An 18361-nucleotide genomic window follows, 5' to 3' on the forward strand; every position below is an offset into this window, starting at 1 on the left:
GGCGTCCCTCATCCGGCACCTGGCCCCTCGGCCAGCCCGGGCACCGAGCGCAGGCCGTCGAGACCGCGGATCTCCTCCGCGGCCAGCCGGAGGTTGAGGACGGGGACCCCTGGTAGCGCGGACGCCAGATCCGCGACGAACGGCTTCTCCTGGGCGCGCCGCCGGGCCAGGAACTCCCCGGCGTCGGCGGGGGAGCGCTTGTTGACCACGAGCGAGCGCACCCCGATGCCCTGGGCGCGCAGCTGCCCGGCGAACTCGATCGTTTCCGCCACGGGCAGCCGCTCGGCCGCCAGGACGAGCACGAAAGCGCATCGGGCCGGATCCGAGAGCAGCTCCCGCAGCTTGGCGAATCGGGTGCGCCGCCGGGTCAGGACGGACCTGATCCGCGCATCGCGGGTCTCGGCGGCCCCGGACTTCCCGCCGAGTCCGACGAGCGCCGCCCCGAACTTCTCGCTCGCTTCGCGGCGCTTGAGCAGCCCGTCCGTCCAGGCCGTCATCATCTCCGGCAGCTCCATGAGCCGCGCGGTGTGGCCGGACGGGGCGGTATCGAAGATCACGACGTCGTAGCCCACCTCCGGCTGCGCGCTCGCCGTCGATTGGCGGCCGGCCGGGTCCGCTTCGCCGGCGACCTGCTCGGTCAGTTCCGCGATCCGCTCGAGCACCGAGGCCTCGTGGGTGCCCGGCGCCTCGGACGCGAGGCGCAGGTACTTGTCCACCTCGCGGTGCAGGTGTTCGGGCATGAGCGCGCGGATCGTCGCCCCGACCTCCCGCAGGTGCTTCTCTGTGGCCGCCGCCGGGTCGAGCTCGAGCGCGTCGAGCCGGCCCGCGCCGCAGGCGCCGTCGTCGTGCTGGATCAGGGCGGTGGGAGCGTCGGTGAGCCGCGCGCCGAAGAGGTGGCCCAGGTTGTGGGCGGGGTCGGTCGAGACGAGCAGGACGCGCCGCCCGGCGTCGGCCTCCGCGACCGCGGTCGCGGCGGCGAGCGTGGTCTTGCCGACGCCGCCCTTGCCGGAGAAGAACACGACGCGCGCGCCGGCAGCGAGGGCGGTCAGGTCAGCGGGCATGCGGTCCTTTCAGCAGCAGGAGATCGAGTCGAGCGGGGAGTGGTCCATGCCCATCCGCCGGTGCCAGTCGTGGAAATTCTCGAAGACCACGGGCAGCAGCTCGAGCGTGTAGTACCCGGCCGGGTTGGGCACGCCGAGCGACTCGGAGAGCACCAGCATCATGAACAGGTCCTCCTCGTCGCGCTTGGCGCGCGCGAGGGTCCGCCGGTACGGCGCGTAGTAGAACTCGCGCAGCCCGGCGGCGAACCCCGCCATGCGTCCCATTTCTGTTCCTGACGTCTTCTCCGTGCCGGATCGAGCGTACGACGGCGCCCGGCTACCCGCGCTTGTCGGCGTCGGCGGCGATGTTCTCCCGTTCCTCGTCGAGGTCGCTGAGCGGCCCCGCGCGGCGGGCCCGGTTCATCGCGGTGACGGCCTCGATGATGACCCAGATCGCGGCGATCAGGATGATGACGTCGAGGACGAGAAGCAGCCAGTTGCCAGCCGCGTAGAACTGGCCCATCTGCACGAACAGCGCGATCACGCTCATGACGAGCACGAACGTCAGCGGGATGAGGGCCGGCAGCACCGGGCGGCGCTTGCGGATGAGCATGACCGCGACGATGGAGAGGGTCAGACCCGCGAGGATCTGGTTGGTGGTGCCGAAGAGCGGCCAGATGAGCATGCCGCCGGAGCCGTCGGCACCGGCGGAGAACGTCAGGCCGACGGTGATGACGAGGACAATCAGCGTCGCGGGCAGGGGCTTGAGGCGGAAGCCGGCGATCTGGCCCATCTCCGAGACCACGAAGCGCTGCAGGCGGATGCCGGTGTCCATCGTGGTCGCGGCGAAGAGCACGGCCATGGTCGCGAGGATCGTGCCGGAGAGGGACTCGGGGATGCCGAGGCCCTGGTTCACGATCGCCCCGCCGCCGGTGACGAACGCGCCGACGCCGCCTTCGCCGAAGGCCGAGTAGACCTCTTCCCACGCGGCGACCGTCTGGAAGCCGGCGGAGACGGCGATGACCGTGCCGAGCGCCAGCAGGCCCTCGCCGACGGCGCCGAAGTAGCCCACGAACCGGGCGTCGGTCTCCTTGTTGAGCTGCTTCGCCGTCGTGCCGGAGGCGACGATCCCGTGGAAGCCGGAGATCGCTCCGCACGCGATGGTGACGAACAGCAGCGGCACGATCGAGGGGGTGCCCTCCGGCACGTTGGTGTTGAACGCCGGCGCCATCATGGACGGGCCGGAAATGATGATCGCCGCGTAGAGGATGCCGAGCGCGATGAACAGCTGCAGGCCGTTGATGTAGTCGCGCGGCTGCAGGAGCATCCAGACCGGCAGCAGCGAGGCGATGCCCGCGTAGAGGAAGAGGACGACGATCCAGAACGCGTTGGCGCTCAGGCCCATGATCGTGTCCGGCAGGATGATCGGGAACGCGTCGCCGAGCAGCATGAGCGCGTAGAGCGCGACGACGCCGACGATCGAGACGACCGGCAGCGACCACTTGAGCTTGTAGATCGCCTGCCCGATCAGGACCGCGACGACGACGGCGCCCCACGCGGGGATGACCGCCGTCGGAGTGGTGACCAGCAGGTTGGAGATGACGACGGCGAAGGCCGCGTTGACCATGAGCAGGACCAGGAAGATGACCACGAGGAAGAGGTTGCGCCCGTGGCGGCCGATGTAGCGGCCGGCGAGCGTGCCGATCGACTGGCCCTTGTGCCGGTTGGAGGCCCAGAGCGCGCCGAGGTCGTGCATGCCGGCGAAGAAGATCGTTCCGAGAGTGACCCAGAGCAGGGCCGGCAGCCAGCCCCAGATGACCGCGATCGCCGGTCCGACGATCGGGGCCGCTCCGGCGACGGACGTGAAGTGGTGGCCCCACAGGACGTACTTGTTGGTCGGGACGTAGTCGATGCCGTCTTCGAGCTCGTGGGCCGGTGTCTTGAAATCCGGGTCGAGCGCGTAGACCTTCTTGGCCAGGAACTTGGAATAGAACAAGTAGCCCGCGACGATCATCGCGATGCCTATCAGTGCCAGAACGACGGAGTTCACGGCGGCGCCTCCTCTTTGAGCGGTGTGAGCGGTGCGGTTCGGTCTCCGCGGCGCGGGAGCTGGTCCCTGACCGGGGTGTGACCTGATGACTTGCCTCCCAGCGTACGCCGTCCGTGCCGTGGCTCACATGAGGGGCGCGGGGTTCGAGTAGGGATGCCTTGCCGACGATGGAGGGATGCTGGCGTCCCCCTGTTGCATGTCACGTTGTGTCGTTAAGGTGGTGGCAACAGCGGTGGCAACAGCGGCGACGACAGCGGGGAGAAGACCATGGGGCCGGTACGGAAACAGTCGCCGAGACGGGGGGCTGCAGTCGCGGGGATGGTGATGCTCGCCGCGCTCGCCCTGGCCGCTTGCGCCGGGGACGCGGAGGAGCCCACCGCGAGTGCGAGCCCGACGGGCGGCAGCGCGTCCGCACCGCCCGCGTCGGATGCCCCGTCGGAAGGGGACGACGGGTTCCCTGATGACTGGGAAGAACCCGCGCTGTGGTGGATCGTCGAGAAGTACGACGACGAACTGGTTCTGGCCGGCACGGCGAATTCCGATCAGGAGGGGGTCAGAGAGTCGAGATTGGATCACCAGGTCGCGCTTGATTCGAGTGAATTCGAGGTCCACGTGTACTGCACGCCCGTCGGAGCGGCGGCCGTGTTGGAGACGAATTCCCAGCGGACGGACATCGAATGCCCTGGCACCGAGGACCCGCAGGTCGTCCGCGTGAGCGCGGAGGGCCTCGAGACGAGCACCGATATGTCGTGGCAGTTGACGCTCGAGGAGACCGGCGAGGACTGGCAGCAGGCCGTCGTCTTCCTGCCCGCCGACTCCTAGCCGGTCAGTGGCAGGACGAACGCGCCGTGTGGTGGCAAGCTTCAGCCGGTGGAGGAATACCGGGGGTGGGCCGTCGTCGGCGCCTCAGCGCCCGCCCCGGGAAGCTCCCCGCGGCCCGCGCATGCGGCCGTGTCACCAGGCGGTGTCCGCCTCATAGCGGGACAGATCGCGGTCGCATGAGCGGTCCGAGGCGGTTCCGACATGGCCACTTGTCGTCAACCGCGCCCCGCCGCCGCTTCGTTGCCCTCGTTCGGCGAACGCGCCGGTCCGGGGCGCGGGGACGGCAGCCGGCCGATGTCATGTGCGAAACGGATTTGCGCGGATCTCTGGTGGATATCCCGCGGTGTCGCTAGGGTATGGCACATAGTGTTTGTGGCAGTTCGGAGGGGGACGATGGAGTCGGGACGGTTGCGTTCGTCGCAGCGGGTCGCGGCCGTCGCGGGTGCATTGGTGCTCGCTGCCGGGACGCTAGCCGGATGCACGTGACAGCCGGAGGGGGAGCAGACCGCGAGTGCATCCGCGGCCTCCCCGGGCGGGGCAGGTCTTCCCCGTCCAGTGCCGTATCAGACGGCTGACGGCAGCGCGTTCGCGACTGTCAGCAGCCGACCGCGCAGCGCATCGGACCGCTCGGCGAACTCTTTCTGCAGCCGCACGTACTCGGCCTTGCCCTCCGGCGTTTCGATCCGGATCGGCTCGTAACCCCAATCCGTCAGGTCGTAGGGCGAAGCCCGCATGTCCATGGTGCGGATGTCCCACGCGAGCTCGAAGCAGTCCATCACCAGCTCGCTCGGAACCGCCGGCGTGAGCTTGTACGCCCACTTGTAGAGATCCATGTTCGCGTGCAGGCAGCCCGGCTGTTCCAGGTCGCGCTGGGTCTCCCGCGTCGGCTGGAGTTCGTTGAGGGGCACGGCCTCCGGCGTGTAGAACCGGAACGCGTCGAAGTGCGTGCAGCGGATCCGGTGCTCCTGAACCACCCGGTCCGTCCCGGCGGCGCCGAGCCGCAGGGGCAGGTACTCGTGCCGGATCCCGTTGCTCTCCGACTTGTACGCCATCGCCCACTCGTGCAGCCCGAAGCACGCGAAGTTCCCCGGCCGGCTCGCCGTGCCCGCCAGGATGATGCGCGCGAAGCGGATCGCCTCGGCCCGAGCGGCGCCGAACGCCTCCAGATCGAGGCCCACGCCGCCGTCGTTCTCCGTGTAGAACTTCCAGCCGAGCCGCTGCGCGGCGGCTGAGCCCTCCAGCACGACGCCGGCGCCCGGGTGCCAGCGCTGCAACTGACCGGGCTTCTGGGTGTAGTAGGTGAAGAGGAAGTCCTCCACGGGGTGCTTCTGCTGCCGCATCCGGCGCTCGAGAAAGGGCGCGGCGAAGCGCTCCACGCGTGCCTCGTAGGCGGCGGCGCGCGGAAGCCACTCGGATTCGGGGAGGGAGAGCATCCCCACCATTCTAGGAGCCGGGAGAGCCGGGGTCAGGTCGCGTCCCAGACCTCACGGTAGAACGCGATCCGCTCCGCGTCGGGTTCGACGCCGTAGCCGGCGTAGACGAGGCCCTCGAAGCCGGGGCCGTAGTTCCAGACCGTGCTCCAGGCCGCTATCGAGAGGTCCGCCCAGAAATCGGCGATACCCAGGGCGCCGAGGTCCACGTGGGCGCTCCAGTATCCGTCCGCGCCGATGAGGGTGTTCGGCGCGCACGCGTCGCCGTGGCAGACGACGAGTCGGTCGACGCCGGGCGCCGCGCCGGCCAGTTCCCGCCCGCGCGCCGGGTCCTTCGCGTCGGTCAGGCGCGAGGCCAGCGACCAGTCGAACGGGCAGTCCTCCACGGGCAGTGCGTCGTGCAGGGCCCGCAGGCCGGCACCGATGGCTCGCGCCGCCTGGTCCGGACGGGCGATCCAGCGGGGCGACACCGCTGCCTCACCGGGAACCGCGGCCGTGACGAGCAGCTGGGCCCCGTCGTCGTGCCGGGCCGAGTGGAGCGGGCGTGGGACCGGCGTGAACGGCGCGGCCCAGGCCAGGCGCTCGGCCTCGTCCTCCAGATCGACGCCGGCCGAGGCCGGCGACCATTTGGCGTACTCGACCCCGCCGGACGGCAGGCGCAGCCGGAACGTCAGGCCGCCGAGCTGGTTCAGCCAGACGGGGACGAGGCGCTCGCCATCGGCGCCGCGGCCGGCGGCGTATTCGGCAACGGGCTCGGGCACCTCGACGTCGGCTTCGGGCGCGGCCGCGAGTGGTCGGTAGGTCACAGGTCTCCTCGATCGGCGAGTACAGCCTATCGTCGCAGGGCTGGACTGCTCCGACGGGGCCCGCGAATGACAGCTTAATGTAGCGGAATAATCGGCGTTAGTCGTCCCGGGCCTTAATGTGGTCAAAAACCATACATTAAAGGTCGAGGGTGCTAAAGTGGTTGAAAGCGTTGCATTAACGAGGGGTGGGCGATGAGCGAGCAATTGCGAAGGGTCGGCGCTTCGATGCGTGCCAGGAGAATCGAGCTCGGATTGTCGCAGGTGGAATTCTGCGAGCAGCTGGGGATCGACAGGAGTCGGATCAGCGCGATCGAGCGCGGCGTCCCTGGCAGGAGCGCAATCCTCGCGGAAGTGGCCGATGCTCTCGGGATGGATCTATTCGCCCTCCCGCGCGAAGATCGTCGAGCGGCGTCGGTCCGGGCTGAAGATGTCGAGGCGGCAAGCAATCGCCGAGTGGCTAGGAGCCGGCAATGACTCTCGTCGCTTGGTTGGATGGAATGCCAGTTGCCCGTCTTGAAGATGCCGGTCCCGGGTACGGTCTCTCACTCCGGTACACGGACGAGGCCATAGCGAAGCATGGCGAGGGAGCACTTCTCCTGTCGCTACGCTTGCCCGTGCGCCGAGAAGCGTATCCCAGTGTGGCTGCCAAGTACTTTCTGGACGGCCTCCTGCCCGAGGATCATGTCCGGGCGGCTCTTGCGAACAAGGCGAGACTAGCGACAGAGGACACCTATGGACTCCTCAGAGCCTATGGCCTCGACTGTGCCGGAGCCGTGCAGGTCACGGAGCCGGCCCAGGGGCCGCAGACGCGGGCCGGCGGTATTTTGTGGCTGAGTGACGATGGGCTGGCCCAGGCGGTATCGGGTCTACCAGCGGCACCGCTGGGCATCGGCATCGACCCTGGAGTCCGCTCCAGTCTTGGTGGTATGCAGGGCAAGCTCGCCGTTGTTGTCGATGGCGGTCGTATCGGCGTTCCGCTCGATGGCGAGCCCTCAACACATATTCTCAAACCCGCGCGAATCAACGAGGACGGCACGGAACTATGGCCGGGCATCGCGGCCGGGGAAAACTTCTGCCTGCAACTCATTCGAGCCGCTGGAGAGCGATCCCTCAAAGGCAGTGCCGCCGAGAGTCGAGTCCTCAGCATCGGAGGTCGCAGAGCCATCCTCGTAAAGCGCTTCGATCGCGAAGGCGCGGGCGAGGAACTTCGCCGCGTGCACCAAGAAGATCTTGCGCAGGCCCTCGGGACGAATCAGAAGTACCAGACGGACAGCTTGACGCCGCCTCGGCTTGTCGATGCCGGTCGTCTGTTGCGGCGGACAGCATCGATCAGGGATGTCACAGCCCTCTTCGAACGCATCGTTCTCGGTGCTGTTCTCGGTGACTGTGACATGCACGCAAGGAACCTCAGCGTTGTTCTCGATGGTGGAAAAGTAGCTCTGTCGCCCGCCTACGATGTGGTGCCGACGAGTGTCTGGCCTGAGCACGATCGAGAGTTGGCGTTGCGTATCGGCACCGAGATCTCGATCGACGAGGTGTCCGGAGGCGACCTTCTCGAGGAGGCAAGTGAATGGGGAATGCGGACTCCGGCCGCCCGATCGACCTTGCTGAATGTGCTGGCGGAGGCGGAACGACTTCTCCCCGTCATTCTGACGAGGTCGCATGACGAAGGCTGGCACGATCCAGTGCTTGGAGACCTGGTCCGACAGGCGCAGGAGAGAATCCAGCGCTTGGCTCCGGGGAGCCGCGTGCACTGATCAAGTGATGATCGGCTCAAGATCGTCAACCGACGATCACCGCGGGTTCACATGGCCGTTGACCGCGCAGGGCAGGGTGGAGCCATGGCACATATCTCCCGTCGCTCCCTCGTCCTCGGTTCACTCGCCGCCGGCGCAACCGGCCTCGCCGCGGCCGTCACCGCAACCCCGGCCGGAGCCTCCGGGTTGCTGCGCCCGGCCGCGCCCTCGCTCGTCCGATCGAGGCTGAGCCTGCCCTCCGGCATCCAGTTCGGAGATGCCGGCACCGACTCCGCGGTGTTGTGGTCGCGCTCCTCGGGTCCCGGGCGGCTCGTCGCGAAGCTGCGCGCCGTCGACGCTCAGGGCGCCGTGATCCGCGGCAAGGGCGCCTTCCAGCGCACGCTGCGCGGCCCCTGGGCCACCGAGGACTCCGACTTCACGGCGAAGATTGCCGCCAACCGCCTGCCGTCGGGCAGCCGGTTCGCCGTCACGATGGCGTTCGAGGACGAGCACGGCACGCTCGGCGAGGCCGCCGACGGCACCTTCACGACGGCGGCCGGACCCAACGCCGCGGGCCGCTCCCCGGCGCGTGGGGGCGACGTGCCGCGCGGGCAGAGCTTCGTCTGGACGGGCGACACGGCCGGCCAGGGGTGGGGCATCAACGAGGAGATCGGCGGCATGTTCGCCTACTCGGCGATGCGGGCGACGAAGCCGGACTTCTTCGTCCACTCCGGCGACACCGTCTACGCCGACGGCCCGCTGGAGGAGACCGTCGTCGAGCCCGACGGCCAAGTCTGGCGCAACCTGGTGACCGAGGAGGTCTCCAAGGTCGCCGAAACCCTCGACGAGTTCCGCGGCAACCACCGCTACAACCTCATGGACGCCAACGTGCGCGCCTTCTACTCCGAGGTCCCTGTCATCGCCCAGTGGGATGATCACGAGACGACCAACAACTGGTGGCACGGCGAGATCCTCGAGGACGACCGCTATACCGTGCGCGACGTCGACACGCTCGCCGCCCGCGGCCGCCGCGCGTGGCAGGAATACCAGCCGATCGCGAACCCGCGGGCCATGGCGCGCGGCACCGGATTCGAGCCGGCGCGCATCTACCGGAAGATTGAACGCGGCGCACAGCTGGACCTCTTCTGCCTCGACATGCGCACCTTCAAGAGCGAGAACACTGCAGGGCTCGAATCGCATGCGACGAGCATCCTCGGCGAGGAGCAGCTGCAATGGCTCATCAAGGGGGTCAAGAAGTCCAAAGCCACGTGGAAGGTGATCCTCGCGGATCTGCCGCTGGGCATCATTGTGCCCGACGGTGACGCTCAGGAATCGATCTCTAACGCCGACCACGGGGCGCCGCTGGGCCGCGAGCTCGAGCTGGCCCGGCTGCTGAAGGCGTTCAAGGCGGCGGGCGTGAAGAACATCGTCTGGCTGACGGCCGACGTGCACTACTGCGCCGCCCACCACTACTCACCCGAGCGCGCGGCCTTCACCGACTTCGACCCGTTCTGGGAGTTCGTCGCGGGTCCCATCAGCGCCGGCTCCTTCGGTCCGAACAAGATGGACGGCACGTTCGGCCCGGACGTCGTCTTCGCGAAGGCCGGCGAGCGGCCCAATCAGTCCCCACGCGACGGGAAGAGCCAGTTCTTCGGCCACGTCGCGCTCGACGAGGCGGACACCTTTACGGTGAGCCTGCGCAACGGGCTCGGGGAGACGGTCTTCACCCGGATCCTGACACCCGAGCGGTAGGCCGCGCGACGCAAGGAGGGCCCGTCCCGGCACCGGGATCAGCGGCCGGTGCCGCCGTAGACCGTGGCCTCCACGTCGGTGTCCAGGCCGAACGCGTTGTGTACGGCGCGGACGGCGTCGTCGAGCTTGTCCGCGTGGGTGATCACGGAGATGCGGATCTCCGAGGTGGAGATCATGTCGACGTTCACGCCGGCCTCGTGCAGGGCGTGGAAGAACTTGTAGGAGACGCCCGGGTTTGAGCGCATGCCGGCGCCGATCAAGCTCAGCTTGCCGACCTGGTCGTCGTACTCGATGCCCTCGAAGCCGACGCGCTCCTGGGCGTCGCGCAGGGCGTCCAGCGCGTCCTTGCCCTCGACGATCGGCAGGGTGAAGGAGATGTCCGTCTTGTCCTTGCCGGAGGTGGAGACGTTCTGGACGATCATGTCGATGTTGGAGTGCGCGCCGGCGATCACGCCGAAGATCTCAGCGGCCTTGCCGGGGACGTCGGGGACGCCGACCACGGTGACCTTCGCCTCGGAGCGGTCGTGTGCAACGCCGGAGATGATGGGCTGTTCCAAGGGTTCTCCCTCTTGAATCTTGATCTTGTCGTCTGGGCTGGGCAGCACCCATGTGCCCTCGTTCGTGCTGAAGGAGGACCGCACGTGCAGCGGAACTCCGAAGCGGCGCGCGTACTCGACGCAGCGCAGGTGGAGGATCTTCGCGCCGGAGGCAGCCAGCTCGAGCATCTCCTCGCTGGAGATCTTGTCGATCTTCTGCGCGGACGCCACGATGCGCGGGTCCGCCGTGTAGACGCCGTCGACGTCCGTGTAGATCTCGCACACGTCGGCGTTCAGTGCTGCGGCCAGGGCCACCGCGGTGGTGTCGGAGCCGCCGCGCCCCATCGTGGTGACGTCGTTGCTGTCCGGGCTCATGCCCTGGAAACCGGCGACGATCGCGACGTAGCCGCGGTCCACCGCCTGGCGCACGCGCTGCGGGGACACGTCGATGACGCGCGCCTTGCCGTGCACGGCGTCGGTGATCATGCCGGCCTGGCTGCCGGTGAAGGACACGGCCTTCGCGCCGAGCCCGTCGATCGTCATGGCCAGCAGGGCCATCGAGATGCGCTCGCCTGCGGAGAGCAGCATGTCCATCTCGCGGGCCGGCGGCTCGGTGGTCAGCTGCCCGGCGAGGTCGAGCAGGTCGTCCGTGGTGTCGCCCATGGCCGAGACCACGGCGACGACGTCGTGCCCGGTCGCCTTCGTGTCGATAATTCGGCGGGCGACGCGTTTGATGCCCTCGGCATCGGACACGGACGATCCGCCGAATTTCTGCACAATCAGGCTCATGCCGCAGCACTCTCCCAGGGGTTGGTCTTCCTGCGCCGGACTGCGGCGCCGTGCCTCGTGACACTGCCGAACAGTCTAGCGAGCAGGAGTCGACGCCGCCGTGTTCGATGACCCCAAAAGGTCACATTCGCCGCGTGGGATTTCATACCGTGGGAGGTACTGGGGACGCACGCTCGTTGCCTAAAGTTGAGAGTGCGGGGCCGACGTTGCCCGCAGCAACGCATGAAGCATCAGGAGGACCGCCGTGCCAGACGCACCCACTTCAGTCGAGCCGACGTCAGTGCAGCACGACGTCGGCATCGTCGCCACGGGCCTGGCCCGCGCCTTCGGCTCGGTGCAGGCCGTGAAGCACATCGATTTCGCCGCCCGCCCGGGGGAGGTGACCGCCCTGATCGGCCCCAACGGTTCGGGCAAGACCACGCTGCTGCTCATGCTCGCCTCGCTGCTCAAGCCGGACGCCGGCACCCTTCACATCGGCGGGCTGGAGGTCGCTGCGGATCCGCGCGCGGTCCGCCCCATGATCGGCTGGATGCCCGACACGCTCGGCGTCTGGGAGGCGCTCACGGCCCGCGAGATCCTCGTGTCGATCGGCAAGCTCTACGGGATGGACCGCGCCACCTCGGAGGCCCGGGCCGACGACCTGCTCGAGCTCGTCAAGCTGACCGATCTGGCGGCTCATCCATCGCGTGTCCTCTCCCGCGGGCAGCAGCAGCGGCTCTCGCTCGCCCGGGCCCTGATGAACGACCCCTCGGTCCTGCTCCTCGACGAGCCGGCCTCCGGTCTCGACCCGGGGGCGCGCATCGATCTGCGCAACCTGCTGCGCAAGTTCGCCGGCGAGGGCCGCACCGTCGTCGTCAGCTCGCACGTCCTGTCGGAACTCGACGAGGTCGCCGACGCCGCCGTTTTCGTTGCCGCCGGGCGCACCGTCCGCAACCAGACGGTGAAGGAAGCCGACGAGCAGAAGCGCGGATACAGCGTGCGCGCGCTCGATCAGGAGGCGTTGCTCGGCGGGCTGACCGCCCAGGGCGTGCTCTACAGCGTGCCGGCCGGTCAGCGTCGGGCCGAGGCGCTCGTCGAGGTCGCCACCGAGGCGCAGGCCGCCGACGTGTTGCGCCGACTCATCGAGCACGGCGTCGCCGTCACGGCGTTCGCCCCGACCGTCGGCGCCCTCGAGGAGACCTACATGAGCACCGTCTACGAACACGAAAGCGGCAATTCCGCTGCGGCACCGAAGGAGGCAGGCAAGTGAAACTCGGATACTTCGCGGGTGTCGGCACTGTTGTCGAACTCGAGCTGAAGCAGCGCCTGCGTTCCAAGAGCTGGTACATCATGCTGGCTGTCTGGTTCGCCGTCATCGCGCTCGTCACCGGCCTCGCTGCCTACACGGCGTCCCCTTCGGTCAACGGCGGCATGGGCGGCGAGGACACCGGCCAGCTGATGTTCGAACTCGTCGCCGGGTTCGTCCTGCTCTTCGGCTTGCTTGTTGTACCCGCGCTCAGCGCCAACTCGATCACGGGCGACCGCTCCGGCGGCACGCTCGCCGTCCTGCAGAACACGCTGCTCACGCCCGGACAGATCCTCTGGGGCAAATGGCTGGCCGCGTGGATCGCGGCGCTGGCGTTCCTGGTAGTTACGCTCCCGATGATCGCGTGGGCCATGTCCTATGGCGACGTCTACCTGCCAGCGGTGCCGGTCATCCTGCTGATGATCGCCGTCGAGCTCGGCGTCGCGTGCGCCATCGGCGTCGGCATCTCCGCCCGCGCCAGCCGGCCCCTGTTCGCCGTCGTCTCCACCTACCTCGTGGTGGCCCTGTTGACGCTCGGTACCCTCATCGCGTTCGGATTGAGCCTGAGGTTCACGGAAGAGCAGGTCGTCGACTACGAAGTAGTGAATCCGAAGGATCCCTGGTCGCAGGTCGAGCACGACCCCGAGACGGGCATGACGCTGGACGAGGACGGCGAGCCGATGAGCCCGGTCGAGGAAGCCGAGTTCTACGAAAAGCTGGAGTCCGAGAACCAAGGCTACGTCTACCGCGAGGAGGACGAGATCTGCACCGAGCGCTCCTACGAGCGAACGGTCCTTCACTCCGAGCGGACAGCCTGGCTGCTCGCCGCGAACCCGTTTGCCGTTGTTGCGGACACGGTGCCCCTGGATCCCGCTGACGAAGTCGACGACGGGAGTTACTACTCCCCGGACGGCCCCATCGGCGCCATCCAGATGGGCGTTCGCGGTGCCCAGGCCGGATTCGACAACGTGGACTGCATCGACGGCGTGCGCCAGTCCGGAACAACGGAGGACCCACGCGAGCTGACGCCGATGTGGCCACTCGGCCTCGGCGTCCAGGCCCTGCTCGCCGGTGTCCTGGTCTTCAGCGGGCGGCAGCGGCTGGTTACCCCGGCCGGCAAGCTCGCGGCGGGAACCCGCATCGCCTGAGGCCGGGACCACGGACCGGAGGTGCGTCGGGGACGACGAACCTCCGGTCCTTCCGCGCGAGCCACCGCGGACTTAGAGTTAGGCACATGATGTCTGAATCCGAGATGCTCACCCGGTACCTGCAAGAACAGCGCGAGGCCCTGCTCTGGAAGCTGGACGGGGTCGGCGAATACGACGCGCGCCGGCCGATGACCGCTACGGGGACAAACCTCCTCGGCCTCGTCAAGCACGTGGCCAGCATGGAGATCGGGTATTTTGGCGAGGCGTGCGGACGCCCGAACGCCGTCGACATGCCGTGGCTGGCGGAGACGGCCGAACCCAACGACGACATGTACGCGACCGTGGACGAGAGCCGCGAGTGGGTGGTGGACCTGTACCGGCGGGCGTGGGCGAACACGAACGCGGTGATCGCCGAATTGGGGCTCGACGCGGAGGCGGTGGTTCCCTGGTGGGGCGAGAAGACCCGCCGCACCGATGTCCGGCGGCTGATCGTGCACATGATCGCGGAGACGGCCCGGCATACGGGGCACGCGGACATCGTCCGCGAACAGATCGACGGCTTCGCCGGGCTGTACGACGGCAACGACAACTTGCCCGACGATGACCGTGCGTGGTGGGACGCGTACCGGGCCAGGGTGCAGGTTGCGGCCGAGGCGTTCGCCTAGCCGATGGCGCTGCGGCGGCCCTCGAAGGCGCGGCCGAGGGTGACCTCGTCGGCGTACTCGAGGTCGCCGCCCACCGGCAGGCCGGACGCCAGGCGCGTGACCTTGATCCCGAGCGACTTGAGCATCCGGGCCAGATAGGTTGAGGTCGCCTCGCCCTCGAGATTGGGGTCCGTGGCGATGATGACTTCTTCGATCGTGTCATCGTGCAGCCGGTTGAGCAGCTCCCGGATGTGCAATTGCTCGGGCCCGATGCCGCCGATCGGATTGATGGAGCCGCCGAGCACGTGGTAGCGGCCGCGGAAGGAGCGCGTGCGCTCCACCGCCATGACGTCCTTGGATTCCTCGACGACGCACAGCACGGTCGCGTCGCGGCGGGTGTCCCGGCAGATGTTGCACTTCTCCTGCTCGGTGACGTTGAAGCACACCTCGCAGAATTTCACCTTGTCCTTGACCGCGCGGATGGCGTCGGCGAGCCGGTTCATGTCCTCCCGGTCCGCCTCCAGCACGTGGAAGGCGATGCGCTGGGCGGACTTCGGGCCGATGCCGGGGAGCCGGCCGAACTCGTCGATCAGGTCTTGAACTGCGCCTTCGTACACGAAACCTCACACTCGATTCGGATGCCGTCCGGCACCGTTGCGACGGCCCCTAGCTGATGGGGGTGCCGTCGTTGTTGCGTTCGTCGATCAGGCGCCCGTTCAGAATCCGCTCGATCGCCGCGCGGCCGATCACGGTCGAGTCCTCGATCGCGATGTCGTCGTCGCTCGGGACGAAGTCCGCGTCCGGGGTAGCGCCGTAGGAAGAGTTTACGGGCTGCCCACCGCGTATAGGGTTCTGCGCCGCCGCGGGACCGCCCTGCGAGTACGACGACGGTGTTCCCGCCCCCGGTGCCCCGGGGCCCGCATTCGTGTGCGGCGTGGGCGCCGACGCGCCCGGCGGCATCCCGGGCGCGGTCCCGTCGGCCTGCGCCTGGGCCAGTAGTTGCTGGTACCGGCTGAGTTTCCTGGCCGGGTCGCGGCGCTCCGGGGCGGGTGCTGCCGGCCGCTCGGCGGCCGGGTCCGGGCGCATGGTCGCAGGTAGTCCGGTCCCCGCCCACGACGGCGGCGGGGGAGTCGGGCCGGCCGGCGCCGGCGGGATGGCCGGGGCGGGCCGGGGCGCTGGGGCGTCGCTGTGCGGTGCCGGCCCGTTCTTGGCCGCCGGTTCGCGGTCCGGTTCGGGCCCGAGGTCGTCGTAGGGCGGAGGCTCCTCCTCGGGAGGCATCCAGCCGTCGTCGGGCTCGTCCCAGTGCTGGTCGCCCCACTCGGAGGCGCGAGGCGGTGCGGAGGCCCCGGCTGGTGCCGGGGCGGGTTCTGGGGCCGTGGGCTCCGCTTCTGCGGCCGAGGCAGCCGAGGGCGCGGATGCCGGGGATGCGGCGGAGTCGGCCGACGGGGCAGAAGCAGCCGAAGACGCAGAAGCAGTTGAGTGGGCGGAATGCGCCGAGGCGGCGGAGACGGCGGAGCGTGAGGAATGACCGCGAGGCCCGGCAGCTTCGACGGGGGACACCGCGGAACCGCGGTCACCTGTGAAGACCGGACGAGCAGGAGCTGGGGCGATAGATCCCGGCGCGGTCGACGGTTCGGCGACGGGCGAGACGGCCTGCGGCGCCGAGTCCTCTGCCGGCATGGCGTCGTCTTCGGGCGCCGCCACCTTGGCAGGAGCCGGGGCCGGGGCCGCTGCGGGCTTCTCCACCGGCTTGGCCGGCTTGGTTCCAGCGGCGTCGACCGGCGGGAACTCCGTCCACTCGGGCGCGGCGGGACGCTCGTAGTGCTCTTGTCGTTGCGGCGCCGGGTTGAAGGGCCCCGGAGCCTGCTGCGGGGCTACGGGAGCGGGACCTGCGGACGCCGGCTCGGGCCGGCGGTCAACTTTTGGGCCGGAACCACCCGCCGGGGCGGAACCTCCCGCGACGATGTCCACGTTGATCTGCATCCCGAGGATCTGGTTGATCGCCCACTGGAGCAATGCCGGGTTGTCCGGGCGGCTGAGGAAGTTTGTCCGCGCGCCGGGATTGGAGAACGAGACGGCGAGCGACTTGCCGTCGAATCCGGCGAGGGTCGCGTTCTGCTGGAGGTTCATCCAGACGGCCTTGCGCTCGCCCTTGACCACGTCGAGGATCTCCGGCCACGCGCGGCGGAACATCTCGATCGAGCCGGCGCCGCCGCGAGTCTCCGGAGCGGCGCTCGGACCGGCAGGCTGCGGCTGGGACGCAGGTGGCTGCGGTTCTGTCGGTTGTTCTTGGGCGGGTTGCGGTTGCTGCTGCGGATCTGTTGGCTGCGGCTGGGCAGACCTAGGCTGCTGCTGCGGTTCGGTCGGCCGTGGTGCGGCCGGCTGCGCCTGGTTCGACTGATCCCGGGGGGCGGCCGGCGTCGTCGGCTCGGCGCCCGGCGAAGGCTGATTCTCGCCGGCGGCTGGTGCTTGGGCGGGAGTCGGAGCCGCGGGTCCGGTCGGCTGGCCGGCAGAGGGTGCCTGCGCCTGCTCGGGGCGATCCGATGGTGCAGTGGCGGCCGGCGGCGTTGCGGGGGCACCCCGCTGCCCGGTGCCGGAGCGGTCGGGATCGGGCACCGTGAACGTACCGCCCCAGTCCGCCGTCGCGTCCTCACGGGACGTCGCGGGCTTCGGCGCGGCAGCCGGGAGACGCGCGGCGAGCTCAGCGGCCGTCTTCGGGAAGGCGGGGCCGTCCTTCGGTGCGCTGGCGGCGGGCTGCTCGGCCGCGGCGTCGTTCTCGGCGGCCGAATCCTGCGTGGGGGCCACTGGAGTCTCGTCCTGCGTTGACTCGGGAGCAGGCACCTCTGTCCCGGGTCCGCTTCGCGGCGCCGGTGCCTGTGCGGGTTCGTCGACGGGAGCGGCCTGCGACGGCTGGATCGGCTGTGGTTCGGCCGGCTGCGGTTGCGGCTGGGTCTCAGCCGGCTGGGCCTGCTGCCCGGCGGGCTCTGGCTGGGCGTCGGTCTCGCTCTGGCGGGCCTTGCGCAGAGCCTCGCGGACCGCGGCGGCACCGGAGGCGCCGTTGGCGTCGAATCCGCCCACGCCGGTGTCGGCTGCGGGGTCGCCACCCGGGGCGGCGTCGTGCTGTGCGGGGGAGGAACCGTCTGCCAGGGGGGCGTCGCCGCCGTAGGTCAGACGCCGTTCGATGCGGTCGACCCGGGCGCCGATGCCGCGCTCCGTCGTGTCGGAGGCTGGCAACAGGAGGCGGGCGCACAGCAGCTCGAGGTGCAGTCGCGGGCTCGTGGCGCCCGTCATCTCGGTCAGAGCCTGGTTGGCGACGTCGGCGGAACGGCTGAGCTCGGCCTGCCCGAGGAGGGCGGCCTGCTGCTGCATCCGGGCGAGCTGGTCGGCCGGCAGGCCGCGGATGATCTGCGCGGCGCTGTCCGGCATGGCCTTGACGATGATCAGGTCGCGCAGCCGCTCGAGCAGGTCTTCGACGAACCGGCGGGGATCGTGGCCGGTCTGGATGACGCGGTCGACGACGCCGAAGACCGTCGCGGCGTCCTGCGCGGCGAGGGCGTCGACGACGTCGTCCAGCAGGGTCGCGTGCGTGTATCCGAGCAGCGAAACCGCGAGTTCGTAGTTGAGCCCCTCCGCACCGGCGCCCGCCATGAGCTGATCGAGAACGGAGAGCGTGTCGCGGACGGAGCCGCCGCCGGCGCGCAGCACGAGCGAGAGGACGCCCGGGGCGACGGGGACTCCCTCCTGCTGGCAGAGGCGCTCGAGGTACTCGATGAGCGTCTCCGGCGGCACGAGCCGGAAGGGGTAGTGGTGCGTGCGCGAGCGGATGGTGCCGATGACCTTGTCCGGCTCCGTTGTCGCGAAGATGAACTTGATGTGCTCCGGTGGCTCCTCGACGATCTTGAGCAGCGCATTGAAGCCGGCCGACGTGACCATGTGGGCCTCGTCGATGATGAAGATCTTGTAGCGGTCCCGAGTGGGGGCGAACGTGGCGCGTTCGCGCAGGTCGCGCGCGTCGTCGACGCCGCCGTGGCTGGCCGCGTCGATCTCGATCACGTCGAGCGATCCCGGGCCGCCCGTCGCCAGGTCCACGCAGCTGGCGCAGGTCCCGCACGGGTTCGGGGTGGGGCCCTGTTCGCAGTTCAGGCAGCGGGCCAGGATGCGCGCGCTGGTCGTCTTGCCGCAGCCGCGCGGGCCGGAGAAGAGATAGGCGTGGTTGACGCGGTTCTTCTCGAGGGCGGCCATCAGGGGAGTGGTGACATGCTCCTGCCCGATGACGTCCGCAAAGCTGTCCGGCCGGTATCGGCGATAAAGGGCTGTACTCAC

The 18361-nt window shown here is 69.2% G+C and carries 15 protein-coding genes; 7 read left to right on the forward strand and 8 right to left on the reverse strand.

Translation table 11 applies throughout. The features are described from left to right. Window positions 1-8 precede the first annotated feature (8 nt). The 3 genes from EV380_RS15985 to EV380_RS15995 are packed head-to-tail and all read right to left on the reverse strand — an operon-like array spanning window position 9 to window position 3090. Window positions 9-1061, reverse strand: coding sequence for an ArsA family ATPase (locus EV380_RS15985; RefSeq protein ID WP_130451950.1), 1053 nt, complete (start codon window positions 1059-1061; stop codon window positions 9-11). Window positions 1062-1070: 9 nt separating this feature from the next. Next, window positions 1071-1325: a cory-CC-star protein gene (locus EV380_RS15990; protein ID WP_130451951.1), complete on the reverse strand. Its 255-nt coding sequence runs from the start codon at window positions 1323-1325 to the stop codon at window positions 1071-1073. A gap of 52 nt (window positions 1326-1377) precedes the next feature. Continuing rightward, window positions 1378-3090, reverse strand: a complete 1713-nt coding sequence (locus EV380_RS15995; RefSeq protein WP_130451952.1) for a carbon starvation CstA family protein — start codon at window positions 3088-3090, stop codon at window positions 1378-1380. A gap of 318 nt (window positions 3091-3408) precedes the next feature. Here EV380_RS15995 and EV380_RS16000 point away from each other — a divergent pair, with 318 nt between their 5' ends. Next, window positions 3409-3912, forward strand: a complete 504-nt coding sequence (locus tag EV380_RS16000) for a hypothetical protein (protein ID WP_130451953.1) — start codon at window positions 3409-3411, stop codon at window positions 3910-3912. 563 nt (window positions 3913-4475) lie between these two features. Here the strand turns inward: EV380_RS16000 and EV380_RS16005 are convergent. Both EV380_RS16005 and EV380_RS16010 read right to left on the reverse strand, forming a co-directional pair. After that, window positions 4476-5345, reverse strand: coding sequence for a 3-methyladenine DNA glycosylase (locus EV380_RS16005; protein ID WP_242607663.1), 870 nt, complete (start codon window positions 5343-5345; stop codon window positions 4476-4478). Between the two features lie 32 nt (window positions 5346-5377). Continuing rightward, window positions 5378-6148, reverse strand: coding sequence for an aminoglycoside 3'-phosphotransferase (locus tag EV380_RS16010; RefSeq protein ID WP_130451955.1), 771 nt, complete (start codon window positions 6146-6148; stop codon window positions 5378-5380). Window positions 6149-6340: 192 nt separating this feature from the next. On the opposite strand from EV380_RS16010, the gene EV380_RS16015 reads away from it, so the two are divergent. From EV380_RS16015 to EV380_RS16025, 3 genes are all read left to right on the forward strand, one after another. Further along, a complete protein-coding gene (locus EV380_RS16015; protein WP_102158482.1) occupies window positions 6341-6622 on the forward strand; it encodes a helix-turn-helix domain-containing protein in 282 nt (93 codons plus the stop codon). Further along, complete coding sequence (locus EV380_RS16020; RefSeq protein ID WP_130451956.1) at window positions 6619-7905, forward strand: HipA domain-containing protein; 1287 nt, start codon at window positions 6619-6621, stop codon at window positions 7903-7905. The genes EV380_RS16015 and EV380_RS16020 overlap by 4 nt, the downstream gene beginning before the upstream one ends. 84 nt (window positions 7906-7989) lie before the next feature. Continuing rightward, on the forward strand, window positions 7990-9636 hold the full coding sequence (locus EV380_RS16025; protein WP_130451957.1) for an alkaline phosphatase D family protein: 1647 nt from the start codon (window positions 7990-7992) through the stop codon (window positions 9634-9636). A 38-nt stretch (window positions 9637-9674) separates the two neighbouring features. Here the strand turns inward: EV380_RS16025 and EV380_RS16030 are convergent, their stop codons facing one another. Continuing rightward, entirely contained in the window at window positions 9675-10961 is a 1287-nt protein-coding gene (locus EV380_RS16030) for an aspartate kinase (protein WP_130451958.1), read from the reverse strand. A gap of 244 nt (window positions 10962-11205) precedes the next feature. On the opposite strand from EV380_RS16030, the gene EV380_RS16035 reads away from it, so the two are divergent. The 3 genes from EV380_RS16035 (at window position 11206) to EV380_RS16045 (ending at window position 14059) form a co-directional block, all read left to right on the forward strand. Then, a complete protein-coding gene (locus tag EV380_RS16035) occupies window positions 11206-12210 on the forward strand; it encodes an ABC transporter ATP-binding protein (RefSeq protein ID WP_242607664.1) in 1005 nt (334 codons plus the stop codon). Further along, a complete protein-coding gene (locus EV380_RS16040) occupies window positions 12207-13394 on the forward strand; it encodes an ABC transporter permease (RefSeq protein WP_130451959.1) in 1188 nt (395 codons plus the stop codon). The genes EV380_RS16035 and EV380_RS16040 overlap by 4 nt, the downstream gene beginning before the upstream one ends. 86 nt (window positions 13395-13480) lie before the next feature. Further along, the gene (locus EV380_RS16045; protein WP_242607665.1) at window positions 13481-14059 is read left to right on the forward strand and encodes a DinB family protein; all 579 of its coding nucleotides are present in this window, start codon (window positions 13481-13483) and stop codon (window positions 14057-14059) included. On the opposite strand, the gene recR is transcribed toward EV380_RS16045, so the two are convergent. Then, entirely contained in the window at window positions 14056-14655 is a 600-nt protein-coding gene (recR, locus tag EV380_RS16050) for a recombination mediator RecR (RefSeq protein ID WP_102158476.1), read from the reverse strand. The two genes, EV380_RS16045 and recR, sit on opposite strands and share 4 nt — an antisense overlap. Window positions 14656-14704: 49 nt before the next feature. Then, a complete protein-coding gene (locus EV380_RS16055) occupies window positions 14705-18361 on the reverse strand; it encodes a DNA polymerase III subunit gamma and tau (RefSeq protein WP_130451960.1) in 3657 nt (1218 codons plus the stop codon).

This window comes from Zhihengliuella halotolerans, from assembly GCF_004217565.1.
Lineage (GTDB): Bacteria > Actinomycetota > Actinomycetes > Actinomycetales > Micrococcaceae > Zhihengliuella > Zhihengliuella halotolerans.